This window comes from Variovorax sp. YR566, from assembly GCF_051992195.1.
GTDB lineage: Bacteria > Pseudomonadota > Gammaproteobacteria > Burkholderiales > Burkholderiaceae_C > Variovorax.
Genome location: NZ_CP197092.1, coordinates 304,950 through 325,390, shown reverse-complemented (window position 1 = coordinate 325,390; position 20,441 = coordinate 304,950). Strand labels below are relative to the sequence as shown.

Annotated in this window: 20 protein-coding genes; 11 read left to right on the top strand and 9 right to left on the bottom strand. The window is 68.2% G+C overall.

The window, feature by feature from the left end:
- Positions 1 to 18 precede the first annotated feature (18 nt).
- On the top strand, positions 19 to 627 hold the full coding sequence (locus ACTG4X_RS01625) for a VOC family protein (RefSeq protein ID WP_093057027.1): 609 nt from the start codon (positions 19 to 21) through the stop codon (positions 625 to 627).
- A 12-nt stretch (positions 628 to 639) separates the two neighbouring features.
- On the opposite strand, the gene ACTG4X_RS01620 is transcribed toward ACTG4X_RS01625, so the two are convergent.
- From ACTG4X_RS01620 to ACTG4X_RS01610, 3 genes are read right to left on the bottom strand one after another with little or no spacing between them, the layout of a single operon-like run.
- Positions 640 to 2,025 (bottom strand): L-serine ammonia-lyase, encoded by a 1,386-nt coding sequence (locus tag ACTG4X_RS01620; RefSeq protein WP_440534352.1) that lies wholly within the window; start codon positions 2,023 to 2,025, stop codon positions 640 to 642.
- Between the two features lie 4 nt (positions 2,026 to 2,029).
- Complete coding sequence (locus tag ACTG4X_RS01615) at positions 2,030 to 3,199, bottom strand: M20 aminoacylase family protein (protein ID WP_440533118.1); 1,170 nt, start codon at positions 3,197 to 3,199, stop codon at positions 2,030 to 2,032.
- 20 nt (positions 3,200 to 3,219) lie between these two features.
- Positions 3,220 to 4,560: a DUF3100 domain-containing protein gene (locus ACTG4X_RS01610; protein ID WP_093174809.1), complete on the bottom strand. Its 1,341-nt coding sequence runs from the start codon at positions 4,558 to 4,560 to the stop codon at positions 3,220 to 3,222.
- 141 nt (positions 4,561 to 4,701) lie between these two features.
- Between ACTG4X_RS01610 and ACTG4X_RS01605 the strand changes: the two genes are divergently transcribed.
- Together ACTG4X_RS01605 and ACTG4X_RS01600 are read left to right on the top strand one after the other, a co-directional pair.
- Complete coding sequence (locus ACTG4X_RS01605; protein ID WP_440533117.1) at positions 4,702 to 5,688, top strand: LysR family transcriptional regulator; 987 nt, start codon at positions 4,702 to 4,704, stop codon at positions 5,686 to 5,688.
- 47 nt (positions 5,689 to 5,735) lie between these two features.
- Positions 5,736 to 6,194, top strand: coding sequence for a CopD family protein (locus ACTG4X_RS01600; RefSeq protein WP_093076580.1), 459 nt, complete (start codon positions 5,736 to 5,738; stop codon positions 6,192 to 6,194).
- A gap of 11 nt (positions 6,195 to 6,205) precedes the next feature.
- On the opposite strand, the gene ACTG4X_RS01595 is transcribed toward ACTG4X_RS01600, so the two are convergent.
- From ACTG4X_RS01595 to ACTG4X_RS01580, 4 genes are all read right to left on the bottom strand, one after another.
- Positions 6,206 to 6,625, bottom strand: a complete 420-nt coding sequence (locus tag ACTG4X_RS01595; RefSeq protein ID WP_093057033.1) for an organic hydroperoxide resistance protein — start codon at positions 6,623 to 6,625, stop codon at positions 6,206 to 6,208.
- A gap of 158 nt (positions 6,626 to 6,783) precedes the next feature.
- Positions 6,784 to 7,215: a VOC family protein gene (locus ACTG4X_RS01590; RefSeq protein WP_440533116.1), complete on the bottom strand. Its 432-nt coding sequence runs from the start codon at positions 7,213 to 7,215 to the stop codon at positions 6,784 to 6,786.
- A 13-nt stretch (positions 7,216 to 7,228) separates the two neighbouring features.
- Entirely contained in the window at positions 7,229 to 8,464 is a 1,236-nt protein-coding gene (locus ACTG4X_RS01585; protein ID WP_440533115.1) for a CaiB/BaiF CoA transferase family protein, read from the bottom strand.
- A gap of 5 nt (positions 8,465 to 8,469) precedes the next feature.
- Positions 8,470 to 9,669, bottom strand: coding sequence for an acyl-CoA dehydrogenase (locus ACTG4X_RS01580; RefSeq protein WP_093057036.1), 1,200 nt, complete (start codon positions 9,667 to 9,669; stop codon positions 8,470 to 8,472).
- Between the two features lie 187 nt (positions 9,670 to 9,856).
- On the opposite strand from ACTG4X_RS01580, the gene ACTG4X_RS01575 reads away from it, so the two are divergent.
- The 3 genes from ACTG4X_RS01575 to ACTG4X_RS01565 all read left to right on the top strand — a co-directional run bounded on the left by ACTG4X_RS01575 (position 9,857) and on the right by ACTG4X_RS01565 (position 13,748).
- Complete coding sequence (locus ACTG4X_RS01575) at positions 9,857 to 10,777, top strand: LysR substrate-binding domain-containing protein (RefSeq protein ID WP_093174801.1); 921 nt, start codon at positions 9,857 to 9,859, stop codon at positions 10,775 to 10,777.
- Positions 10,778 to 10,881: 104 nt separating this feature from the next.
- Positions 10,882 to 11,592, top strand: coding sequence for a 2OG-Fe(II) oxygenase (locus ACTG4X_RS01570; RefSeq protein WP_097197488.1), 711 nt, complete (start codon positions 10,882 to 10,884; stop codon positions 11,590 to 11,592).
- Positions 11,593 to 11,810: 218 nt separating this feature from the next.
- Entirely contained in the window at positions 11,811 to 13,748 is a 1,938-nt protein-coding gene (locus ACTG4X_RS01565) for an adenylate/guanylate cyclase domain-containing protein (protein ID WP_097197489.1), read from the top strand.
- Here ACTG4X_RS01565 and ACTG4X_RS01560 read toward each other — a convergent pair.
- Together ACTG4X_RS01560 and ACTG4X_RS01555 are read right to left on the bottom strand one after the other, a co-directional pair.
- On the bottom strand, positions 13,745 to 14,188 hold the full coding sequence (locus ACTG4X_RS01560) for a YbaY family lipoprotein (protein WP_257014426.1): 444 nt from the start codon (positions 14,186 to 14,188) through the stop codon (positions 13,745 to 13,747). The two genes, ACTG4X_RS01565 and ACTG4X_RS01560, sit on opposite strands and share 4 nt — an antisense overlap.
- Positions 14,189 to 14,195: 7 nt before the next feature.
- A complete protein-coding gene (locus tag ACTG4X_RS01555; protein WP_097197490.1) occupies positions 14,196 to 16,202 on the bottom strand; it encodes an acetoacetate--CoA ligase in 2,007 nt (668 codons plus the stop codon).
- Between the two features lie 100 nt (positions 16,203 to 16,302).
- On the opposite strand from ACTG4X_RS01555, the gene ACTG4X_RS01550 reads away from it, so the two are divergent.
- The 5 genes from ACTG4X_RS01550 to ACTG4X_RS01530 are packed head-to-tail and all read left to right on the top strand — an operon-like array spanning position 16,303 to position 20,395.
- Positions 16,303 to 17,049: a TetR/AcrR family transcriptional regulator gene (locus tag ACTG4X_RS01550; RefSeq protein ID WP_093174788.1), complete on the top strand. Its 747-nt coding sequence runs from the start codon at positions 16,303 to 16,305 to the stop codon at positions 17,047 to 17,049.
- A complete protein-coding gene (locus tag ACTG4X_RS01545) occupies positions 17,046 to 17,990 on the top strand; it encodes an ABC transporter substrate-binding protein (protein WP_097197491.1) in 945 nt (314 codons plus the stop codon). Before ACTG4X_RS01550 ends, ACTG4X_RS01545 begins: the two co-directional genes overlap by 4 nt.
- Complete coding sequence (locus tag ACTG4X_RS01540; protein WP_097197492.1) at positions 17,987 to 18,844, top strand: ABC transporter ATP-binding protein; 858 nt, start codon at positions 17,987 to 17,989, stop codon at positions 18,842 to 18,844. The genes ACTG4X_RS01545 and ACTG4X_RS01540 overlap by 4 nt, the downstream gene beginning before the upstream one ends.
- Positions 18,837 to 19,607, top strand: coding sequence for an ABC transporter permease (locus tag ACTG4X_RS01535; RefSeq protein ID WP_093076568.1), 771 nt, complete (start codon positions 18,837 to 18,839; stop codon positions 19,605 to 19,607). The genes ACTG4X_RS01540 and ACTG4X_RS01535 overlap by 8 nt, the downstream gene beginning before the upstream one ends.
- On the top strand, positions 19,604 to 20,395 hold the full coding sequence (locus tag ACTG4X_RS01530) for an ABC transporter permease (protein WP_093174783.1): 792 nt from the start codon (positions 19,604 to 19,606) through the stop codon (positions 20,393 to 20,395). Before ACTG4X_RS01535 ends, ACTG4X_RS01530 begins: the two co-directional genes overlap by 4 nt.
- The last annotated feature ends 46 nt before the right edge of the window (positions 20,396 to 20,441 follow it).

Here is a 20,441-nt window from a genome sequence, read left to right as displayed (position 1 = left end):
AGAAAGAAGGAGACACCCATGAACGACATTGCGACCCCGGTACGCCCGCTACCCGACTTCACGCGCACCGCGCTCAGCCCCGTCAAGCTGGCGCACGTAGTGCTGCGCGTGAGCGACCTGGCGCGTTCGCGTGCTTGGTACCTCGACGTGCTGCAGGCCCATGCCGCGTTCGAGAACGAGATGCTGTGCTTCCTGACCTACGACGACGAGCACCACCGCATCGGCCTGATCGCAGGACCGGAGCTGAAACACGAAGCCGACGCGAGCACGGGCCTGGAGCACATCGCCTTCACCTACGGCTCGCTCGGCGAATTGCTGGCCAACCATCGCCGCCTGGCCGCGCGCGGCATCCGGCCCTACTGGTGCATCAACCACGGGCCGACCATCTCGATGTACTACCGCGACCCCGACGGCCACCGGCTCGAGTTGCAGCACGACGTGTTCGAGACAGCCGAGGAAGTCAGCGCCTTCTTCGCCAGTGGCGCTTATGCCGAGAACTTCATGGGCGTGGTGTTCGACCCCGAAGCGCTGGCTGCGCGCTTCGAGGCCGGCGAGCCACTGGCTTCGCTCACCGAACGGCCCCGGCTGCCGGAGGGCAAGGCGCCGTGGGACATGTTCGTGCCCTGAGCTTCGGCGCGGTCAGCACTCCACCACGTTCACCGCGAGGCCGCCGAGCGAGGTTTCCTTGTACGTCGACTTCATGTCCTCGCCGGTCTGCTTCATGGTGCGGATCACCGCGTCGAGCGACACGTAGTGGCTGCCGTTGCCGCGCAGAGCCATGCGCGCCGCATTGATCGCCTTCACCGCGCCCATGGCGTTGCGCTCGACGCAGGGGATCTGCACCATGCCGCCGACCGGGTCGCAGGTAAGGCCGAGGTTGTGCTCCATGCCGATCTCGGCCGCGTTCTCGACCTGCGCCGGCGTGGCGCCGAGCACCGCGGCCAGCGCGCCGGCCGCCATCGAGCAGGCGACGCCCACCTCGCCCTGGCAACCGACTTCGGCGCCCGAAATGGAAGCGTTGGTCTTGTAGAGCATGCCGATGGCCGCCGCGGTGAGCAGGAAGTCGACGATACCCTCGTCGCTCGCCTGCGGCACGAAGCGCTGGTAGTAGTGCATCACCGCGGGCACCACGCCCGCAGCGCCGTTGGTGGGCGCGGTGACCACGCGGCCGCCGGCTGCGTTCTCCTCGTTCACCGCCATCGCGAAGGCATTGACCCAGTCCATCACCGCGAGCGGGTCGGCCGCGCCGGCTTGCGCCAGCAGCTCACGGTTCAGCTCGGGGGCACGGCGTCGCATGCGCAGCGGGCCGGGCAGCGCATGCGCGGCCAGCGGGTTGTCGATGCCGAAGCCGCGTTGCACGCACTGCTGCATCACGCCCCAGATGCGCAGCAGGCCGCTGCGCACTTCAGCCTCGGGCCGCCACACGCATTCGTTGCGCATGACCAGCGCGGCCACCGACAGGCCGTTGTCATGGCATTGCGCCATGAGTTCGTCGCCGGTAGTGAAGGGATGCGGCACGGCGGAAGCAGCCGCCATCGTTGTGGCCACGGCCTGCCCGCCTTCGACGACGAAGCCGCCGCCGACCGAGAAGTACGTGGCCTCGGCCAGCGTGCCGCCATCGGCCGCGAAGGCCGTGAAGCGCATGGCGTTGGGGTGTTCGGGCAGCGACTCTTCACCGCGAAAGGCGATGTCGCGCACGCGGTCGAAGGCAATGGGCGTGGTGCCCAGCAGGCTCAGCTGGCCGGTGCGGCGAAGCGCTTCGAGCCGCGGCTGCACGGTCTCGGGCCGCACCGTGTCAGGCGCGTCGCCGAAGAGCCCGAGGATCACGCCCTGGTCAGTCGCGTGGCCGTGCCCGGTGGCGCCGAGCGAGCCGAACAGGTCCACATGCAGCCGCGCCACTTGCGCAAGCACGCCGCGCCGCTCGAGCGATTGCGCGAACAGCAGCGCCGCGCGCATCGGCCCGACGGTGTGCGAACTGGACGGGCCGATGCCGATCTTGAAGATGTCGAAGGCAGAGAGCATCAGCGCATCATGCGACGGGAAGCTGCTGTTTGACCAGCGCCACCCAGTAGGCGGCGCCCAGCGGCAGGATGGCGTCGTTGAAGTCGTAGTACGGGTTGTGCACGTTCGGGTCGTTCGGGCCCTCGCCCGCGCCAATGCCGATGTAGGCACCCGGGCGCTTCTGCAGCATGAAGGCGAAGTCTTCCGAGCCCATGGCCGGCGGGATGTCGGTGTGCACCTGCTCGCGCTCGACCAGGCTGGCGGCGGCGGCAATGGCGGCGTCGGTCTCGGCGGGCGTGTTGACCACGCCGGGGTAGCCGCGGCGGTAGTCGAGCGCCACCCGGGCGCCGTGCGTGACCGCAACGCCGTCGCAGATCTGCTGCATCGCGGCCTGGGTCTGGTCTTGAATGACGGGGTCGAGCGTGCGCACGGTGCCGCGCAGCACCACGGTCTCGGGGATCACGTTCCAGGTGTCGCCGCCGTGGATCTGCGTGACGCTCACCACCGCCGAATCGGTCGCGCCGGTGCGACGGCTCACGATGGTTTGCAGCGCGTTCACCAGCTGGGCCGAGACGACCACCGAATCGATGCCGGTCTCGGGCATGGCGCCGTGGCTGCCCTCGCCGGTGATGACGATCTCGAAGGTGTCGAGAAAGGCCGTCATCGTGCCCTTGCGGATCGCGAACTGGCCGCGCGGCAGGGCCGGGAAGTTGTGCATGCCGTAGACGGCGTCGGCGGGGAACTGCTCGAACAGGCCCTCTTCCACCATCACGCGGCCACCACCCTCGTTCTCTTCGGCTGGTTGGAACACGAAGTGCACCGTGCCCTTGAAGGGCTTGTGGCGCGACAGGTGCTCGGCCGCGCCGAGCAGCATGGCGGTGTGGCCGTCGTGGCCGCAGGCGTGCATCTTGCCAGCGCACTTGGACGCATGCGCCTGCGTGCCCAGCTCCTGCATGTTGAGCGCATCGAGGTCGGCGCGCAGCGCGATGCCCGGGCCCTCCCCATTCTTCAGCGTACCGACCACGCCAGTGCCGGCCAGGCCGCGATGCACCGTCAGGCCCATCAGCATCAGCGCGTTGGCGACGACGTTGGCGGTGCGGTGTTCCTCGAAGGCGGTCTCGGGGTTGGCGTGAATGTCGCGGCGCCAGCTCAGCATGCGGGCGCGGGTGTCTTCGTCGATGTCGGGGTCGCGGTACATGGCAGTTCTCTCGTGGGTTGTCAGTGGAAGAATTCGGCGATCAGCGTGGCGCCGAGAAAGGTACCGGCCGTGGCGGTGAGCGACACCACCACGATGCGCCAGCCCAGCTGGCGGAACACCGGCAAATCTTTCGCGACGGAGAAGCCGGCCAGCGCCAGCACCGGCGTCGTAAAGGCAAGGAAGTTGAGCTTAGCGGTGAGCGCGATCAGCGCGTCGGAGAACGGGAACAGGCCCGGAATGCCCACCACCGTGGCCACCACCGACAGCACCAGCACCATCGGCAGGCGCGGCACGAGGCGCTTGATGCCCTCGACCACCAGCGCGATCGCCACCACCACAGCCATGCCTTCGAGCGAGACCAGCATCGGCACCTTGTAGGTCAGCGAATTGCCGATGAGCACGCCGCCACCCACCACCGCCCAGGCGATGAGCGTGTCGCGCAGTGGCAAGGCACCGCCATGCGCCACGCTGACCTGCGACACGGCGCCCGTGCCTGCCGAGTCCTGCGCGCCGCGCTTCGAGAAGCGACCCAGCACCGGCTCCAGCTTGCCGTAGAGCCATGAGCACAACGGCAGCGACAGGAACAGCGTGAAGTAGAAGCCTGCCACCGTAGTCAGCAGGTTCGACGCGGCAGCGATGGCGGTGAGCTGCGGCAGCATCTCGGCCGGCTGCTGCGCGGCGATGGCGCCCAGCGCCGCGGCCATCAGGCTGCCCGAGCCCACGCCGGCGCCCATGGCCAGCGAGCGTGGGTCGAAGATGTGCAGGCTGGCGATGAAACCCGCCAGCACCGCGATGAAGAGCGCGCCCAGCACCGTGCCGGTGATGTACTCGGCCAGCACGCCGCGGCCCTCGGGCGAGGCCATGCCGTACTTCTCTCCGATGATCACGAGGTTGCCCTCGCGGCCCACCGAGAAGGTGGCGCCCACCGCCTCGCGCTTGATGCCCAGCAGCAGCGCCAGCGGCAGGCCCAGCGCCAGAGTACCCAGCGCATGGCCGAACTCCTGGAACAGCAGCGCCCAGCCGGCCTGCTTGACCTGCGGCAGCGCGGCACCGACGGTGAGGCCCAGCTTCACCACGAACAGCAGCAGGCCCGCATTCAGCAGGCCGCCGGCAAACGACTGCTCGGCAGTCGCCACGCGCGCCACGCCCGGCACACGGCTGTGCGCGATGCCCCATGCGGCTGCGATCAGCAGCGCCCACAGCATCGGCAGCAGCGCCACCTTGCCCGGGCCGACGCTGAACTGCACCGGGCCGATGAGCTCGGCCACGGCCACGATGGCCAGGGTTACGAGCGCGAGCTTGAGTTTTCCGGAGGCGCTGGAAGGCGCGGCGGCGGCAAGGACGGAGGCAGCAGAGGTCATGGGTGGGGCGTCTTTTCGTGGCGCAGTACCTGCGGGGTGCCGGCGAGTTTCGGCTTGCAGGTCTATTGCATCAATGACCGTAAATCGGGATATTCGATGCATTGAATGCAACACTCGCCACGAACTTCAGGAGACCGGGCCATGGACGACAAGCTCGACACGCGCCGCGTGCGCTACTTCATGCAGGTGCTCGACAGCGGCTCGGTGCGCGGCGCCGCCGACGTGCTCGACATGGACCCTTCGGCCGTGAGCCGCGCCATCGGCATCCTCGAGCAGGAGTGCGGCGTGCCGCTGCTGGAGCGCCACGGCCGCGGCGTGGTGCCCACCGACGCGGGCGAGATGCTGGCTGGCTACGTGCGGCGCCAGAACAGCCAGAAGCAGCACCTGATGGCGCAGATGGACAGCATCCGCAAGATCGAGCGCGGCCACATCGACGTCGTGGCCGGCGAGGGGTACGTCGACTGGCTCATGCGCCACAGCCTGCGCGACTTCATGACCACGCACCCGAAGATCACCATCGACCTCGACGTGGCGAGCACCGACGAGATCGTGCAGCGCGTGGTCGAGGAACGCGCCCACATCGGCATGCTGTTCCAGCCGCCGAAGGACGACAGGCTCACCTCCCACCAGTCGCACTCGCAGCCGATCCAGGCGCTGGTGCTGGCCACGCACCCGCTCGCGCAGCTGGGCCGTCCGCTGAAGCTGGCCGACCTGCTGCCCTACCCGGGCGCCACGCTGCACCGCAACTTCGGCGTGCGCCAGCACATCGAGGCAGCGGAAGTCAGCGAGGGCGTGCGGCTGCCATCGCTGCTGACCACCACCTCGTTCAGCGCGCTCGGCCACTTCGTGTCGGCCGGGCTGGGCTATGCGCTGGGCACCCGCATCTCGCTCACGCCGAACGCCACCAACCCCGAACTGATCGAGCTGCCGATGAAGAACCCGCTGCTGTCGCAGGGCCGCTCGCACATCGTGTCGCGGCACGGGCGCATGCTGTCGCCGGCCGCGGCGGAATTGCTGCGGTGCGTGGTGGCCGACATGCGGCGATATGCCGATCTGGCCGCCAGCAAGGACAAGCCGGAGAAAGCGGAGAAGCGCGCCGCCTCGCGCGCACGAAGCACTGCGGCATGAGGCACGACATTGCGCCCCTCGCCCTTTCGGTGTTCTGATCGGGCCCCATGTCGTACGCCATTCCGCTTTTCATCCACCTGCTCTGCGCCGCCTTCTGGGTCGGCGGCATGGCGACCATGCACTTCGCGGTGCGCCCTTCCGCCGTCGCCACGCTGGAGCCGCCGCTGCGCCTGCGCATGATGGCCGCGACGCTGCGGCGCTTCTTCGTGGGGGTGGACGCGTCGGTCACGCTGCTGTTCGTGACCGGCGTGGCGATGATCCTCTCGACGGGCGGCTTCCGCGGCCTGCACTGGCGCATCGAGGCGATGATGAGCATCGCAATCGTGATGGCCGCCATCTACGTCTACATCCGCGCCTCGGTGTTCAAGGCAATGCGGCGCGCGGTGGAAGAAAGCGCCTGGCCGGTGGCGGCCGCGCGGCTCAACACCGTGCGCAAGCTGGTGATGGTGAACCTGGTGTTGGGCGTGATCGTGTTCGGCGTGGCGACCATCGGGCGGGCTGGCTGAGGCTGCGGCGCTCAGACCAGGTTGAGCTCGACGTCGATGTTGCCGCGCGTGAGCTTGGAGTACGGGCAGGTCTGGTGCGCGGCGTCGACCACAGCGCGGGCGGTTTCGCGCTCGAGGCCCGGCAGGCTCACGTTCAGGCGCGCGCGCAGGAAGTACTGGCCGTCTTCGTTGGCAAGGTCGACCTCGGCATCGACGGCCAGGTCGGCGGGCAGCTTGATCTTCATCGCGCCGGCCGCCTTGCCCATCGCGCCGATGAAGCAGGCCGACCAGCCCGCGGCGAACAGCTGCTCGGGGTTGGTGCCCGCGCCAGAGGTGCCGGGCGACGAAAGCCGGATGTCGAGGCGCCCGTCGTCGCTGCGCGATGCGCCGTCGCGCCCGCCGGTGGTGTGGGTCTTGCCGGTGTAGAGGATCTTTGCGGTGGTGGAGCTCATGGGGATTCCTTTCAGGCTCGCCGGAATGGCGATGCATGGATTGAATCGGCGGGCTGTATCCGCGATGTGTCGAGCGGGGCGCACTTTTGCATGCCCATGTGTGCCGCGGACGGCCAGACACACTGGCGTACAAAGCGGCCGCTCGGTCGAGCCGCAGGTCAGCGAGGAGCGCCCTTGAGCTCGACGGTGTTGCCGTCGGGGTCGGCGATGTAGATCGAGAGGCCATTGCCCTCGGCGCCGAAGTTGTTCTGCACCTCGCCATTCACCGCTACGCCGTGGGCAACCATCAGCGCGCGAATGGCGGCTTCGTCGAAAGGCTCGATGCGCAGGCAGATGTGATCGACGTTGCGGCCTTCCACGCCGGCAAGCGCCCCGCCCTGCATGCCCAGTGGGCCATCGGGCGTGACGAGATCGATCAGGCTCGCGCCGGCGCGCAGGTGCACGAGCCCCAGGTCGTCGCGGCGCTTCTCGATGGCGCAGCCCAGCACGTCGCGGTAGAACGTGATGGCGCGTTCCATGTCCTTCACGCGCAGCACGATGTGGTCGATGCGCAGCACCGAGAACGGTGGCGTGCGCATCGGGCTCGTCATGGCTGCCTGGTGGTCAGACCACGCCGGCCGATCGCAGGGCGTCGAAGCGGGCGGCGTCGATGCCCATTTCCGCCAGCACTTCCTGCGTGTGCTGGCCCAGCGCCGGTGGTGCATGGCGCAGCACGGGCGGCGTGGCCGTCAGGCGCAGCGGGCTCGCCACGCCCGTGATGCTCGCGATGCCGTCGCCCGCATCGCGCGGCAACGTGACCGCAAGGCCGCGCGCCTTGACCTGCGCATCGTCGAAGGCCTGGGCGATGTCGTTGATCGGGCCGCAGGGCACGGCCTTGTCTTCGAGCAGCGTGACCCACGCGGCCGTGGTGCGGGTGCGCGTGAGTTCTTCCATCATCGGGATCAGCACCAGACGGTGCTTCACGCGCAGTGTGTTGGTGGCAAAGCGCGCGTCGGTCGCCCATTCCGGATGGCCGGCTGCTTCGCAGAAGCGCGCGAACTGCCCGTTGTTGCCGATGGCCAGCAGCATCGAGCCGTCTTGCGTCGGAAAGTCCTGATACGGCGCAAGGCTCGGGTGCGTGTTGCCCTGGCGTTCGGGCGCCTTGCCGGTGTTGAGGAACGCGCTCGCCTGGTTGGCGAGGATGGCCATGCCCACGTCGAGCAGCGCCATGTCGATGTGCTGGCCTTCGCCTGTGCGGTCACGCACCTGCAGCGCCGCGAGGATGGCGGTACTCGCGTAGACGCCGGTGAACAGGTCCGTGAGCGCCACGCCCACGCGCAACGGGCCGCCACCGGGTACGTCATCGGGGCGGCCGGTGATGCTCATCATGCCGGTCATGGCCTGGATCATCAGGTCGTAGCCCGCGCGCTCGGCATAAGGGCCGTCGTGGCCGAAGCCGGTCACGCTGCAGTAGATGAGGCGCGGGTTGGCCGCGCGCAGGCTCTCGTGGTCGAGGCCGTATTGCTTCAGGCCACCGGTCTTGAAGTTCTCGACCACGATGTCGGCCTGCGCCGCCATCTGCCTGAGCAGCGCCTGCCCCTCGGGCGTGGCCATGTCGACCGTGACCGAGCGCTTGTTGCGGTTGCAGGACGTGAAATAGCTCGCCTGGTCGGTGTCGTTGCCGTCCGCGTCCTTGATGAAGGGCGGACCCCAGGTGCGCGTGTCGTCGCCGACGCCGGGGCGCTCGATCTTGACGACGTCGGCGCCCAGATCCGCCAGGATCTGCGTGCACCACGGGCCCGCGAGCACGCGGGACAGATCGAGGACTCTGATGCCGTCGAGTGCTGCGGGCTTGGTCATGCGGCTCAGTTGGCGAAGGCTGCGATGCCGGTGATGGCGCGGCCCAGGATGAGCGCGTGGATGTCGTGCGTGCCTTCGTAGGTATTGACCACTTCCAGGTTCACCAGGTGGCGGGCCACGCCGAACTCGTCGCTGATGCCGTTGCCGCCCATCATGTCGCGCGCCATGCGGGCGATGTCGAGCGACTTGCCGCAGTTGTTGCGCTTCATGATCGAGGTGATTTCCACCGCGGCGATGCCTTCGTCCTTCATGCGGCCCAGGCGCAGGCTGCCTTGCAGGCCCAGCGTGATTTCGGTCTGCATGTCGGCCAGCTTCTTCTGGATGAGCTGGTTGGCGGCGAGCGGGCGACCGAACTGCTTGCGGTCCAGCGTGTACTGGCGGGCGCGATGCCAGCAGTCTTCGGCGGCGCCGATCGCGCCCCACGAGATGCCGTAGCGGGCGCTGTTGAGGCAGGTGAACGGGCCCTTGAGGCCCTGCACTTCGGGGAAGGCGTTTTCTTCGGGGCAGAACACGCCGTCCATCACGATCTCGCCGGTGATGCTGGCGCGCAGGCCGACCTTGCCGTGGATCGCCGGAGCCGACAGGCCCTTCATGCCCTTTTCGAGCACGAAGCCGCGGATGGGGCCGACCGTGCCGCTTTCGCTGACTTCCTTGGCCCACACCACGAACACGTCGGCGATGGGCGAGTTGCTGATCCACATCTTCGAGCCGCTGAGCGAGTAGCCGCCCGGCACCTTCTTGGCACGCGTGGCCATGCTGCCGGGGTCGGAGCCATGGTCGGGCTCGGTCAGGCCGAAGCAGCCGATCCATTCGCCGGTGGCGAGCTTGGGCAGGAACTTCTGCTTTTGCGCTTCGGTGCCGAATTCGAAGATCGGCACCATCACCAGCGAACTCTGCACGCTGGCCATCGAGCGGTAGCCCGAGTCGACGCGCTCGACTTCACGGGCGATCAGGCCGTAAGCCACGTAGTTGAGGCCGGGGCCACCGTACTGCTCGGGGATCGTCGGGCCCAGCAGGCCGAGCGCGCCCATTTCGCGAAAGATGGCGGGGTCGGTCTCGCCGGTGCGGAAGCCTTCGATGACGCGGGGCGCAAGGCGCTCCTGGCAGTAGGCATTGGCCGCGTCGCGGATCATGCGTTCTTCGTCGGTCAGTTGCTGGTCGAGAAGAAGGGGGTCGTCCCAGTGGAATTGCGCTTTGGCGGCCATGTGGCTGTCTCCGGAAATTAGGGGAAAGGTGAAAAGAGGGGGAATGGGGCCGATGCTAGCCATGCGGGGGGCATGACGCAAACGATGATTCCGCACCCAGATATGCGTTCGTAGAATGTCTTGCAAGATGTTCGATCGGCCTCTTCATTGGTGAGGCCAGGGTTTCATACATACACCCGAGGCATACATGCGCCGCAAGATTCCACCCCTGCAAACCCTCGTGTGCTTCGACGCCGCCGCGCGCCACGAGAGCTACACCCGCGCTGCGCAGGAACTGGCGCTCACCCAAAGCGCCGTGTCGCGCCAGATCGGCACGCTCGAAGCCTTCCTCGGCGTGGCGCTGTTCCGCCGCACGCGGCACGGGGTAGCGCTCACGGCCAGCGGCGCGGCCTACGCGCGGCAGATCACCAAGCGGCTGGAAGCGATGGAGCGCGACACGCTCGACGCAATGGCCCACCAGGGCGAAGGCGGCTCGCTCTCATTGGCGGCCGTGCCCACCTTCGCCACCCGCTGGCTGATGCCGCGCCTGAAGGGCTTCGCGGCGCTGCAGCCCGACGTGGTGGTGCACATCGAGACGCGCACACGCCCCTTTCTGTTTGCCGACGCCGAGTTCGACGCCGCGCTGTACGCCGGCACGCCCGCGCAGGTAGAGAACTGGGCCGGTACGCGCGCGCTGCTGCTGATGCACGAAGACGTGGTGCCGGTGTGCAGCCCGTCGCTGCTCCCACGCGGCAAGGCCGTGACGCCGGCCGCCATCGCGAAGATGCCGCTGCTGCAGCAAAGCACGCGGCCCGACGGCTGGCGCCAGTGGTTCGACGCGCAGCAGATCGACGCGCCCAACGCGCGCGGTGGTCCGCGCTACGAGCTGTTCTCGATATTGGCCGCGGCCGCGTCGCACGGGCTCGGCGTGGCGCTGATGCCGACGATGCTGGTGGCCGACGAACTGGCGCGCGGCGAGCTGGTGGTGGCGTGCGCACGGCCCTTGTCGGGCGAGCGCAACTACTACCTCGTGACGCCGGAGCGGGCCGATCAGCGGCCGCTGCTGAAGTTCTTCAGCGACTGGCTGCTGGAGCAGGCCCGGCAGGAGCCCGAACGCGGGGCAGCTTGAAAGGGCCGGTGACTTTCTCGCCATGTGGGGCGCCAAAGCCCATGCCCGAAACCCGCGTCCGGAAACGGCGAGCCTTGCGGGCCCGCGGGCGGGACACTGGGCGCATGACAAGAAAGCCTTCCCGCATCGATTCGCTCGACTGGCCCCGCATCGAAGCGGACCTCGCCGCCCGCGGCTGCGCCGTCACCGGCCAGCTGTTCACTCCCGAGGAATGCGCCGCGCTCACAGCCATGTACGACGAAGGCCACCACTTTCGCAGCCGCGTGGTGATGCAGCGCCACGGCTTCGGACAAGGCGAGTACCAATACTTTGCAAACCCGCTGCCGCCCAGGCTCGCGGCATACCGCAGCGCGCTGTACGAACGCCTCGCGCCGCTGGCCAATGCGTGGGCCGCGGCGATGGGCCAGCCGGCCGACTATCCGCCGGACCACACCGCGTATCTCGCGCGCTGCCACGCGGCGGGCCAGTTGCGCCCCACCCCGCTGCTGCTGCGCTACGACGAGGGCGACTACAACTGCCTGCACCAGGATCTGTACGGCGACCTGCAGTTTCCGCTGCAGCTCACGGTGCTGCTGAGCAAGCCGGGCGAAGACTTCACCGGTGGCGAGTTCGTGCTGACCGAGCAGCGCCCGCGCATGCAGTCGCGCGCCGAGGTGGTATCGCTCGCGCAGGGCGAGGCGGTGATCTTCGCGGTCAACCAGCGGCCGGTGGCCGGCACGCGCGGCAGCTACCGCGTGACGATGCGCCACGGCGTGAGCCGCGTGCGTTCGGGGCGGCGGCATACGCTGGGCATCATCTTTCACGACGCGCGCTGAAGGGCCGCTCCCACGCGCTTCCACGACTCCGGTCTAGACAGGCCTGAGCCACCGCGGCGCTGTTCAGTACCGCACAGACAGCCGAAGTCGAGCGAAAATCGCGCCCGCCTCCGGCGCCACCAGGATCCCCGACACCAACGATCGAGGCCGTGGCTCACCGAAGGTCGGCCCGCGGCTTCGCTGCAGCGGGTGCGTTCGAGTGGTCGTCAGGGAGCTGTATGAACAACAAGAACTCTTCCGGGAATCCGGAAGTGGCTGGAAAGCCGTCGGTCGAAAAATCTGTCACACAACCGGCACCGGCCGGGCGCTCGCGCCGCTTCCGGGTGGACGTGGGCACCATCGTCAGCGTGGTGGCGCTGGCCCAGTCGCTGCTGCTGGTGTCGCTCGGCTACTGGGGCTCGCAGCGGCTGGTGTCGCGCATCGGCGTGTCCGCGCACAAGGCCAACCATGACCGCACCGAAGACAAGGTGCTGGCCTTTCTGCAGAAGGCCGAGTCGGTCATCAACGCGGTGGGCACCGCCCCCAGCCTGCAGCCCGCGGGCGAGCACTCCGAAAGAACGGCGGAGCTGCTCTGGACGCTGCTGCAGCAGTCGCCCGAGCTCGACAGCATCTACGTCAGCAACGAGAAGGGCCAGATGCTGATGGCGCTGCGCTACCCGGTGCCGGCCATGCGCTACATCGAGCGCGGCGCAGGCTCCACCACCGAGACCTGGCAGTACAAGCTGCCGCTGGATGCCGAGGCCGACGTGCAGCAGCGCTATGCCACGCAGCGCCTCGAGTCGTTCCGCAGCAACTACAACCCGACGCAGCGCAGCTGGTACGTGCAGGCATGCAAGGCACAGGGGCCCATCTGGACGCAGCCGTACGTGTTCGCAGCCGCGCAGGAGCTTGGCGTGACCTACGCACTGCCCAGCAAGCGCCGCTACGCCGACAGCAGCGCGCAGGCGCTGGTGGTGGCGGGCGACGTGTCGCTCGGGCGGCTGTCGGAATTCGTGCGCCAGTTCAGCAGCGACGGCTACGGCGACAGCGCGCTGCTGAGCGCCGACTTCCGCGTGCTCGCGCGCAGCGACATGCCGGGCGTGCTGCACGAGCTGCAGCCGCCCAGCGGCGTGCTCGGTGCATTGCATGCGCACATGGTGGCCGACGGCACGGCGGGCGGCGGCACCGACACCGAGTTCTCCTTCACCCACGAAGGCCGCCGCTATCTGGTGCAGGCCTCGCGCATTCCCAGCACCGGCTGGCAACTGGTGAGCTGGGTGCCCGAAGACATGCTGCTGGGCGACCTGCATCGCGCGGTGCTGTGGGGCCTCGCGTTGGCGCTGGTCTTCCTGGCAATGGCGTTGTTCATGTCGCTGAAGCTGTCGAAGCTGGTGACTGCGCCGGTCGAGAACCTCTCCCACATCGCGCGCCGCATCGGCCTGCTGGAGCTGGACAACCTGCCGCGCGAACCGAGCCGCGTGCTCGAGATACAGCACCTGGACCAGGCCCTGGACGACTCGGCGCGCAGCCTGAAGGCCTTCAGCAAGTTCGTGCCGGTGGACGTGATCAACCAGCTGATCGACGCGGGCCACACGCTCGCACCCAGCGGCTCACCGCGGCGCGTGACGGTGATGTTCACCGACGTGGAGGGCTTCACCTCGATCTCGGAGTCGCTCGACACCGACGTGCTGGTGGTCATGCTGACCGAGTACTTCAACCTGGCGACGGGCGTGTTCGCGCGGCACGGCGGCGTGGTCGACAAGTTCATCGGCGACGGCATCATGGTGCTGTGGGGCGCGCCCTCCGACCTGAAGGACGCGGAATACAAGGCCTGCCTGGCCGCGCTGGAACTGCACGTGGAGATGGACGATCTCAACCGCAAGTGGGCGGCACAGGGCCTGCCCGAGTTCCGCACGCGCGTGGGCATCCATACAGGCACGGTGATCGCGGGGGTGCTGGGCTCGAACGACCGGCTGTCGTACACGGCGTTCGGCGACGTGATCAACGTGGCGAGCCGCATCGAGGGCTTCAACAAGCAGCTCGGCACGCAGACGCTGATGTCGGAAACCACCTTCGCCGGGCTCGGCGGCCGGCTTCACACGCGGCGCATCGAGGAGCAGGCGGAACTGCGCGGCCGGCAGACGCGCATGGTGCTCTACGAGCTGATGACTTCCTAGCGCGGAGCCTGGGCGACGCGCACCAGCACCAGGTCGGCGCTGGTGGCGCCGCCTTGCGTGAGCACGGAATACTGCGTGTCGTTGATGAACAGCAGCTGGTCGCCACGCGAGATGCGCGCCGACACGGCGTAGCGCATGCGCGGGTCGATGCGCGCGGCATCCACCTTCAGCTCGTAGGCAAAGGGCACCTGCTTGCCGTTGGCCTTGATGCGCTGCTCGGCAAGCACGGTCGAGGGCGCGTCCATGCGCGACACGTCGAGCAACTGCACCACGACTTCGGCCGCGGGGTCGAGCGCGATGCGTTCGCGGTAGGTGACGGTGCCGCTCACGCGAAGCTGCGCGGCACCGCCTGCAGCTGGCGAAGAAGGCACTGCGCAAGCGCTCAGCAACGAGGCGCCTGCGATGACGGAGAACATGAGGAGGCTGGTGCGTCTTCTCATGCGGCCATTATGCGGAGGCACTTGCGGAGGCACGCTGTGCGGCAAAGGCCACGTACCAGTCCAGGCTGCCGGGGTTTGCCATCGCCTCGCGGTTGACCACCTTCTCGATAGGCTGGCCCAGCAGCAGCTTCTTGATCGGCAGCTCCTGCTTCTTGCCCGAGAGCGTGCGCGGGATCTCGGCCACCTGGAAGATGTCGTTGGGCACGAAGCGCGGCGACAGCGAAGTCTTGATGGCGTTGTTGAGCCGCGTGCGCATGGCGTCGTCGAGCGACACGCCGGGGCGCAGCACCACGAACAGCGGCATGTAGCTGTCGCGGCCCAGGTATTCGAGGTCGACCACCATCGAGTCGAGTACCTCGGGCAGGCCCTCGACGGCGCTGTAGATCTCGCTGGTGCCCATGCGCAGGCCCTGGCGGTTGATGGTCGCGTCGCTGCGGCCGTAGATGATGCAGCCACCGTCCTCGCCGATCCTGATCCAGTCGCCGTGGCGCCACACGCCGGGGTAGGTGTCGAAGTAGCTCGACACGTAGCGCGCATTGCCTTCGTCGCCCCAGAAGTAGAGCGGCATCGACGGAATGGCCTTGGTGCACACCAGCTCGCCGACTTCGCCGATAACCGGCTGGCCCTGCTCGTTCCACGCCTCGACCGCATGGCCGAGTTCGCGGCACTGCATCTGGCCCGGCACTTCGGGCAGGTCGCGGTTGCCGCCGACGAAGGCGCCGCAGAAATCGGTGCCGCCGGAAATGTTGCACCACCACACCTCTTTCGAACCCGCCTCGAGAATCTGCTTCGAGCCCCAGCGCTGCACCTCTTCGGGCAGCGGCGAGCCGGTGCTGCCGAGTGCACGCACGCGCGACAGATCGCCGCATTCCTTTGCGACAAGGCCGGCCTTCATGCAGTTGGTGAAGTAAGCCGCGCCCGCGCCGAAGAACGTGACCTTGTGCCGCGCCACGAAGCGCCACAGCACGCTCCAGTCGGGCTTCTCCTTGCTGCCCGCCGGGTTGCCGTCGTAGATGCAGATGGTGGCGCCGAAGGCCATGCCCGAAAGCTGCGAGTTCCACATGACCCAGCCGGTGGAGCTGTACCAGTGGTAGCGCTCGCCGAAGTTGTTGGCGCCGTAGCTCGCGCCCACGTCGTTGTGCAGGCCGCAGGCGTGCATGGTGAGGATGATGCCGCCCTGCCCGTGCACGATGGGCTTGGGCAGGCCGGTGGTGCCGCTCGAATAGACGATCCAGATCGGGTGGTCGAAGGGCAGCCATTCGGGCTCGAAGGCTGCGACCTCGGCATCGTTGCGGTCGATGGCCTGCGCCCAGTCGACGTCATGCGGCACTGCGCTGGCGGCGTACGGCGACTTCACGAGCAGCAGCTTCTGCACGCTCGGCAGCTGGCCCCGCAGCTCCTGCAGCACGGCGCTGCGGTCGAGCGGCTTGCCGCCGTAGTGAACACCGTCGACGGCGATCAGCACCTTGGGCTCGATCTGGCGGAAGCGGTCGGCCACTGCGGCCGTGCCCATGTCGGGCGCGCACACGCTCCAGATCGCGCCGATGCTGGAGCACGCGAGAAAGGCCACCATGGTCTCGGGCACGTTGGGCATGTAGGCCGCAACGCGATCGCCGCGCTGCACGCCGAGCGACTTGAGCGTGAGCGCTACCGAAGCGACCTGGCGGCGCATTTCGGGCCACGACATCTCGCGCACTTCGCCGCGTTCGTTGTCGCTCACGATGGCGGGCATGCCGGCCGCGTGTGCCGCATCGGCATGGCGCAGCACCTCGCGGGCGTAGTTGACCTGGGCGCCCGGGAACCAGCGCGCGCCGGGCATGCGCGATTCGGCGAGCACGGCTGTGTGCGGCGTGGGCGACTCGATGCGGGCGTAGTCCCAGATGCTCTGCCAGAAGGCGTCGAGCTCGGTGACGGACCAGCGCCACAGGGCGTCGTAGCTGTCGAACACGAGGCCGCGCGTCTCGCGCAGCCAGTCTTGATAGAGGCGGATCTGGGGGATGTTGGGAGCGGACATGGCACGAGCGTAGCGCTGCGAACGACCGTGCTCAATCGGGGTTGACCTCAGGGTTTGTACGCGTGTTCAATGTTTTTGTACAAGCGTTCAATACGCCCTCATGAGCACCCGCACACCTGCCGCAAGGCGCAGCACCTCGCGCGCTGCGACGCCTTCCCCCGCCGCAGTCGCCATCGCGACTGCGCGGCCCGATCGCAAGCAGGCGATCCTGCTGGCGGCCGAGAAGCTTTTTGCGCAGCACGGCTACCACGTGGTGACGATCCGCCAGATCGCCGAGGAGGCCGGCGTGCCGCTGGCGCTGGTGGGCTACTACTACGGCCAGAAGCACGAGCTGTTTCACGCGATCTTCGAGCACTGGGGCCACTCCATCGAGGCGCGGCTCGCGGGGCTGGCCGCTGTGAATATCGACCCCGACGACGCGCGCACGCTGCCGCGCATCATCGAAGCCTTCACCGCGCCCGTGCTGGCGCTGCGCGCAAGTTCGGAGGGCGAGTACTACGCGCTGCTGGTCGCGCGCGAGCTGTACCACGCCACCGAGGAAGCCGACCGCGTGCTGCGCGCCTACTTCGACCCGCTGGCCGAGGCGTACATCGATGCGCTGCACGTCGCGCTGCCGCATGCCACGCGCAGCCAGGCGGCCTGGGGCTATCAGTTCGCATTGGGCTCGCTGCTGCACCACCTGAACGACAGCCGCATCGAACGGCTCTCGCGCGGCGAGAACACGCGCGCCGACCCGGCCGTGGCGCCGATGCTGGTGAGCTTCATCGTCGGCGGCCTGCGCGCCGCGCTGCCGCGGCCCAAGACCCCACGCACGAACAAGACCATCTCCAGGAGACAAAAGCCATGATGAAACGACGCACCCTGCTGTCGGCGCTTGCCGCGACGTCGGCCATTGCCGCGCTGCCTTCGCGCGCCCAGTCCAACCCGAAGATCGTGTTCGGCTACACGGCCGTGACCGACTTTGCCTCGGTGTTCGTGGCGGCCGAAGAGGGCTACTTCAAGAAGCGCAATCTCGAGGTCGAGCTCAAGTTCATCCCGCTGAACTCGACGATCCCGGCGGCGCTGCAATCCGACTCGCTGCAGATCGGCGGGCCCACGCCCTCGGTGTTCCTGCAGGCGGTGGATGGCGGGCTCGACCTGGTGCTGGTGGCCGGCGGCGGCCTCACCTCGAAGACCATCACCGGCTTCGGCCTGGTGGCGCGCGCGGGCTCGGGCATCAAGGGTCCGCAAGACTGCATTGGCAAGAAGATCGGCGTGCCGGGCCTCGGCGCCTTCCTGCACGTGACCTTCCGCGCATGGCTGAAAGACAGCGGCGTGGACTACCGCAAGGTCAACTTCGTCGAGGCCGCATTCCCGCAGCATGCCGACCTGCTGCGCGGCGGCTCGGTCGACGCGGTGGTGTCGGCCGACCCGTTCATGAGCCGCATCACCGAGAGCGGCGCGGGCTACGTGGCTTCGTACTACTCGACCTTCCTGCCCGAGAACAACCAGACCATCGTGCATGCGGCCAAGCGCGAGTGGGTGGCAAAGAATCCGGCGGCGGCACGCGCCTTTCGCGAAGCACTGGTCGAGTCGGGTGGGTTCATGCAGCAGCCGAAGAACGACGCCAAGGTGCGCGCTGCCATCGGCAAGTACATCAAGCTGCCGCCCGAAGTGCTGGCCAAGGTGCAGATCTCGCCGCCCGGCCCCGTGGTAACGGAAAAGCAGCTCGCCTACTGGACCGGGCTGATGAAAGAGCAAGACATGCTCAAGACGAGCATCGACGTTGCGAAGCTGGTGGCGAAGTGATCTCAGCACCTGCCCCCATCACCGCACGCGCCGCACTGTCGGCGAGCGCCTTTCATTCGCCGGCCAGCCCCACGATGCAAGCCACTCCCTTCCTGCGCTTCGACGGCGTGACCATCCGCCTCGGCGGGCGCGAGATTCTGTCGCCCACTTCGTTCGACGTGGCGCGCGGCGAGTTCGTCTGCATCGTCGGCCCCAGCGGCTGCGGCAAGACCACGCTGCTGCGCGCAGCCAGCGGGCTCGTCACCGCGAGCGCGGGCGAGGTGCGGCGCAACGGCGTGAAGATGACCGAGCCTTCGCGCGAAGTCGCTTTCGTGTTCCAGGACTACGGCCGCGCGCTGCTGCCGTGGCGCACGGTGGAAGGCAATGTGAGCCTTGCGCTGGAGGCGGCTGGCGTGCCCGCCGTCGAACGCGCGCCGCGCATCGCCGACGTGCTTGGCAAGGTCGGCCTCGCGAAGCATGCGCAGAAGTTTCCGGTGCAGCTGTCGGGCGGCATGCAGCAGCGTGCGCAGATTGCGCGCTGCCTCGCGCAGAAGCCCGAGCTGATGATGATGGACGAGCCTTTCGGCGCGCTCGACGCGCTCACGCGGCAAAGCCTGCAGGACGAGCTCGCGCGACTGGTGCGCGATGACGGGCTCACGGTGCTGTTCGTCACGCACGACCTGGAAGAGGCCATCTACCTCGGTGACCGCGTGATCGCGTTGCAGGCCAACCCGGGGCCGGGGCGGCCGAGTCTCGCGCGGATGATCGACGTGAAGATCCCCCGGCCGCGCGACCAGCTTACGACGAAGGAGCATCCTGAGTACCTGCAGTTGCGGCGTGAACTGTTCGCCTTCATCGAGCAGGGCCATGACTGAGAACCGCCTCTTCCGCTGGCTGCGGCCGTGGGTGTTTCCGGTGGTGCTCGTCGGAGCCTTCGAGTGGTACGCGCGACGCGCAGCGGCCTTGGGCAGCGATGCGCTGGCGCCGCCGAGTGCTGCGGCCAAGGCATTCGTCGGCGCGGCCATGGATGGCTCGCTCTGGCAGGCCACCGGCTTCACGCTCGGCACCGCGGCACTTGGTTTGCTGCTGGGCGCTGTGCTCGGCATCGCATTGGGCCTGGTGCTCGGACTCTCGCGCCGCGCGGCGCAGCTCGGCTCCGTCTCCATCGAGGTGCTGCGCCCGGTGCCTTCGGTCGCGCTGATTCCGCTCGCGATGCTGACCTTCGGCTTCGGCGTGCGCATGGAACTGGCCATCGTGGCGTTTGCCACCTTCTGGCCGCTGCTGGTGCTGGTGCAGTCGGCGGTGCAGCAGATCGAGCCACGGCTGCTCGAAGTCAGCCGCGTGCTGGGCCTGTCGGCGCGTGAGCGGGCCTTCAAGATCGTGCTGCCGGCCATCGTGCCGCGCCTGTTCGTCGCGCTGCGGCTGGGCGTGGCGGTGGCGCTGGTGGTGGCCGTGACGGTGGAGATCGCCGCCAACCCGAATGGCATGGGCTACGCGATGATGATCGCGCAGCAGAGCTTCGACCCCGCGCTGATGCTCGCCTGGCTGGGCTGGATCGGGGTGGTGGGCTTTGCGGTCAATGCGGGCATGCTGCTGTTGCAGCGCGTGGTGTCGCGGCGCATGGGGGTGCCGTCATGAGCGGCAACAACAACGATCGCACCGGTCTGAACTGGCTCGGCTCGCTGGGCGTGTTGCTCGCGCTGATCGCGCTGTGGTGGGTCGCGAGCAACGCGGGCTGGGTCAGCCGCGTGTTCCTGCCGACGCCGCAGGCTACCTTCTCCAGCCTGCTCGAAGGACTCAACCTCTCCGGCGAAGGCGGCAACGGCGAACTGCTCGGTTTCACGCAGGCCACTGTGGGCCGGATGATCGAGGGCTGGCTGCTCGCTTCGCTCTTCGGCGTGCTGCTGGGCGCGGCCATCGGCGTGTCGCCCTCGGTGCGTGCGTGGGTGCAGCCGACGCTGGAGTTCATTCGCCCCCTGCCCGCCTCGGCGCTGCTGCCGCTGGCGATTTCGATCTTCGGGCTGAACCCCGGCATGGTGCTCTTCGTGGTCGCCTTCGGCGCGATGTGGCCGGTGCTGCTGGCCACGGTGCACGGCTTCGCGGCGGTGGAGCCGCGCCTGTCGGAAGTGGCGCGCTGCCTGCAGATGTCGCGCGCGGCGTACATCTGGAAGATGGGCCTGCCCAATGCAATGCCCGACATCCTGGCCGGCATGCGGCTCGCGCTGACCATTGCGCTGATCGTCGCGGTGGTGGGCGAAATGATCGCCTCGCAAAGCGGCCTGGGCCAGGCCATTCTGCTGGCCGCGCGCGCCTTTCGCGCGAGCGACCTGTTCGCCGGCATCGTGCTGCTCGGGCTCATCGGCTTCGCGAGCAACGCGCTGCTGGCCTTTGCCGAGAAACGCCTGCTGCGCTGGCAGCAGCCCTGATTCCTTCCTCTTCTCTTTCCCTCTCTTTCCTTTTCTTCCAACACGA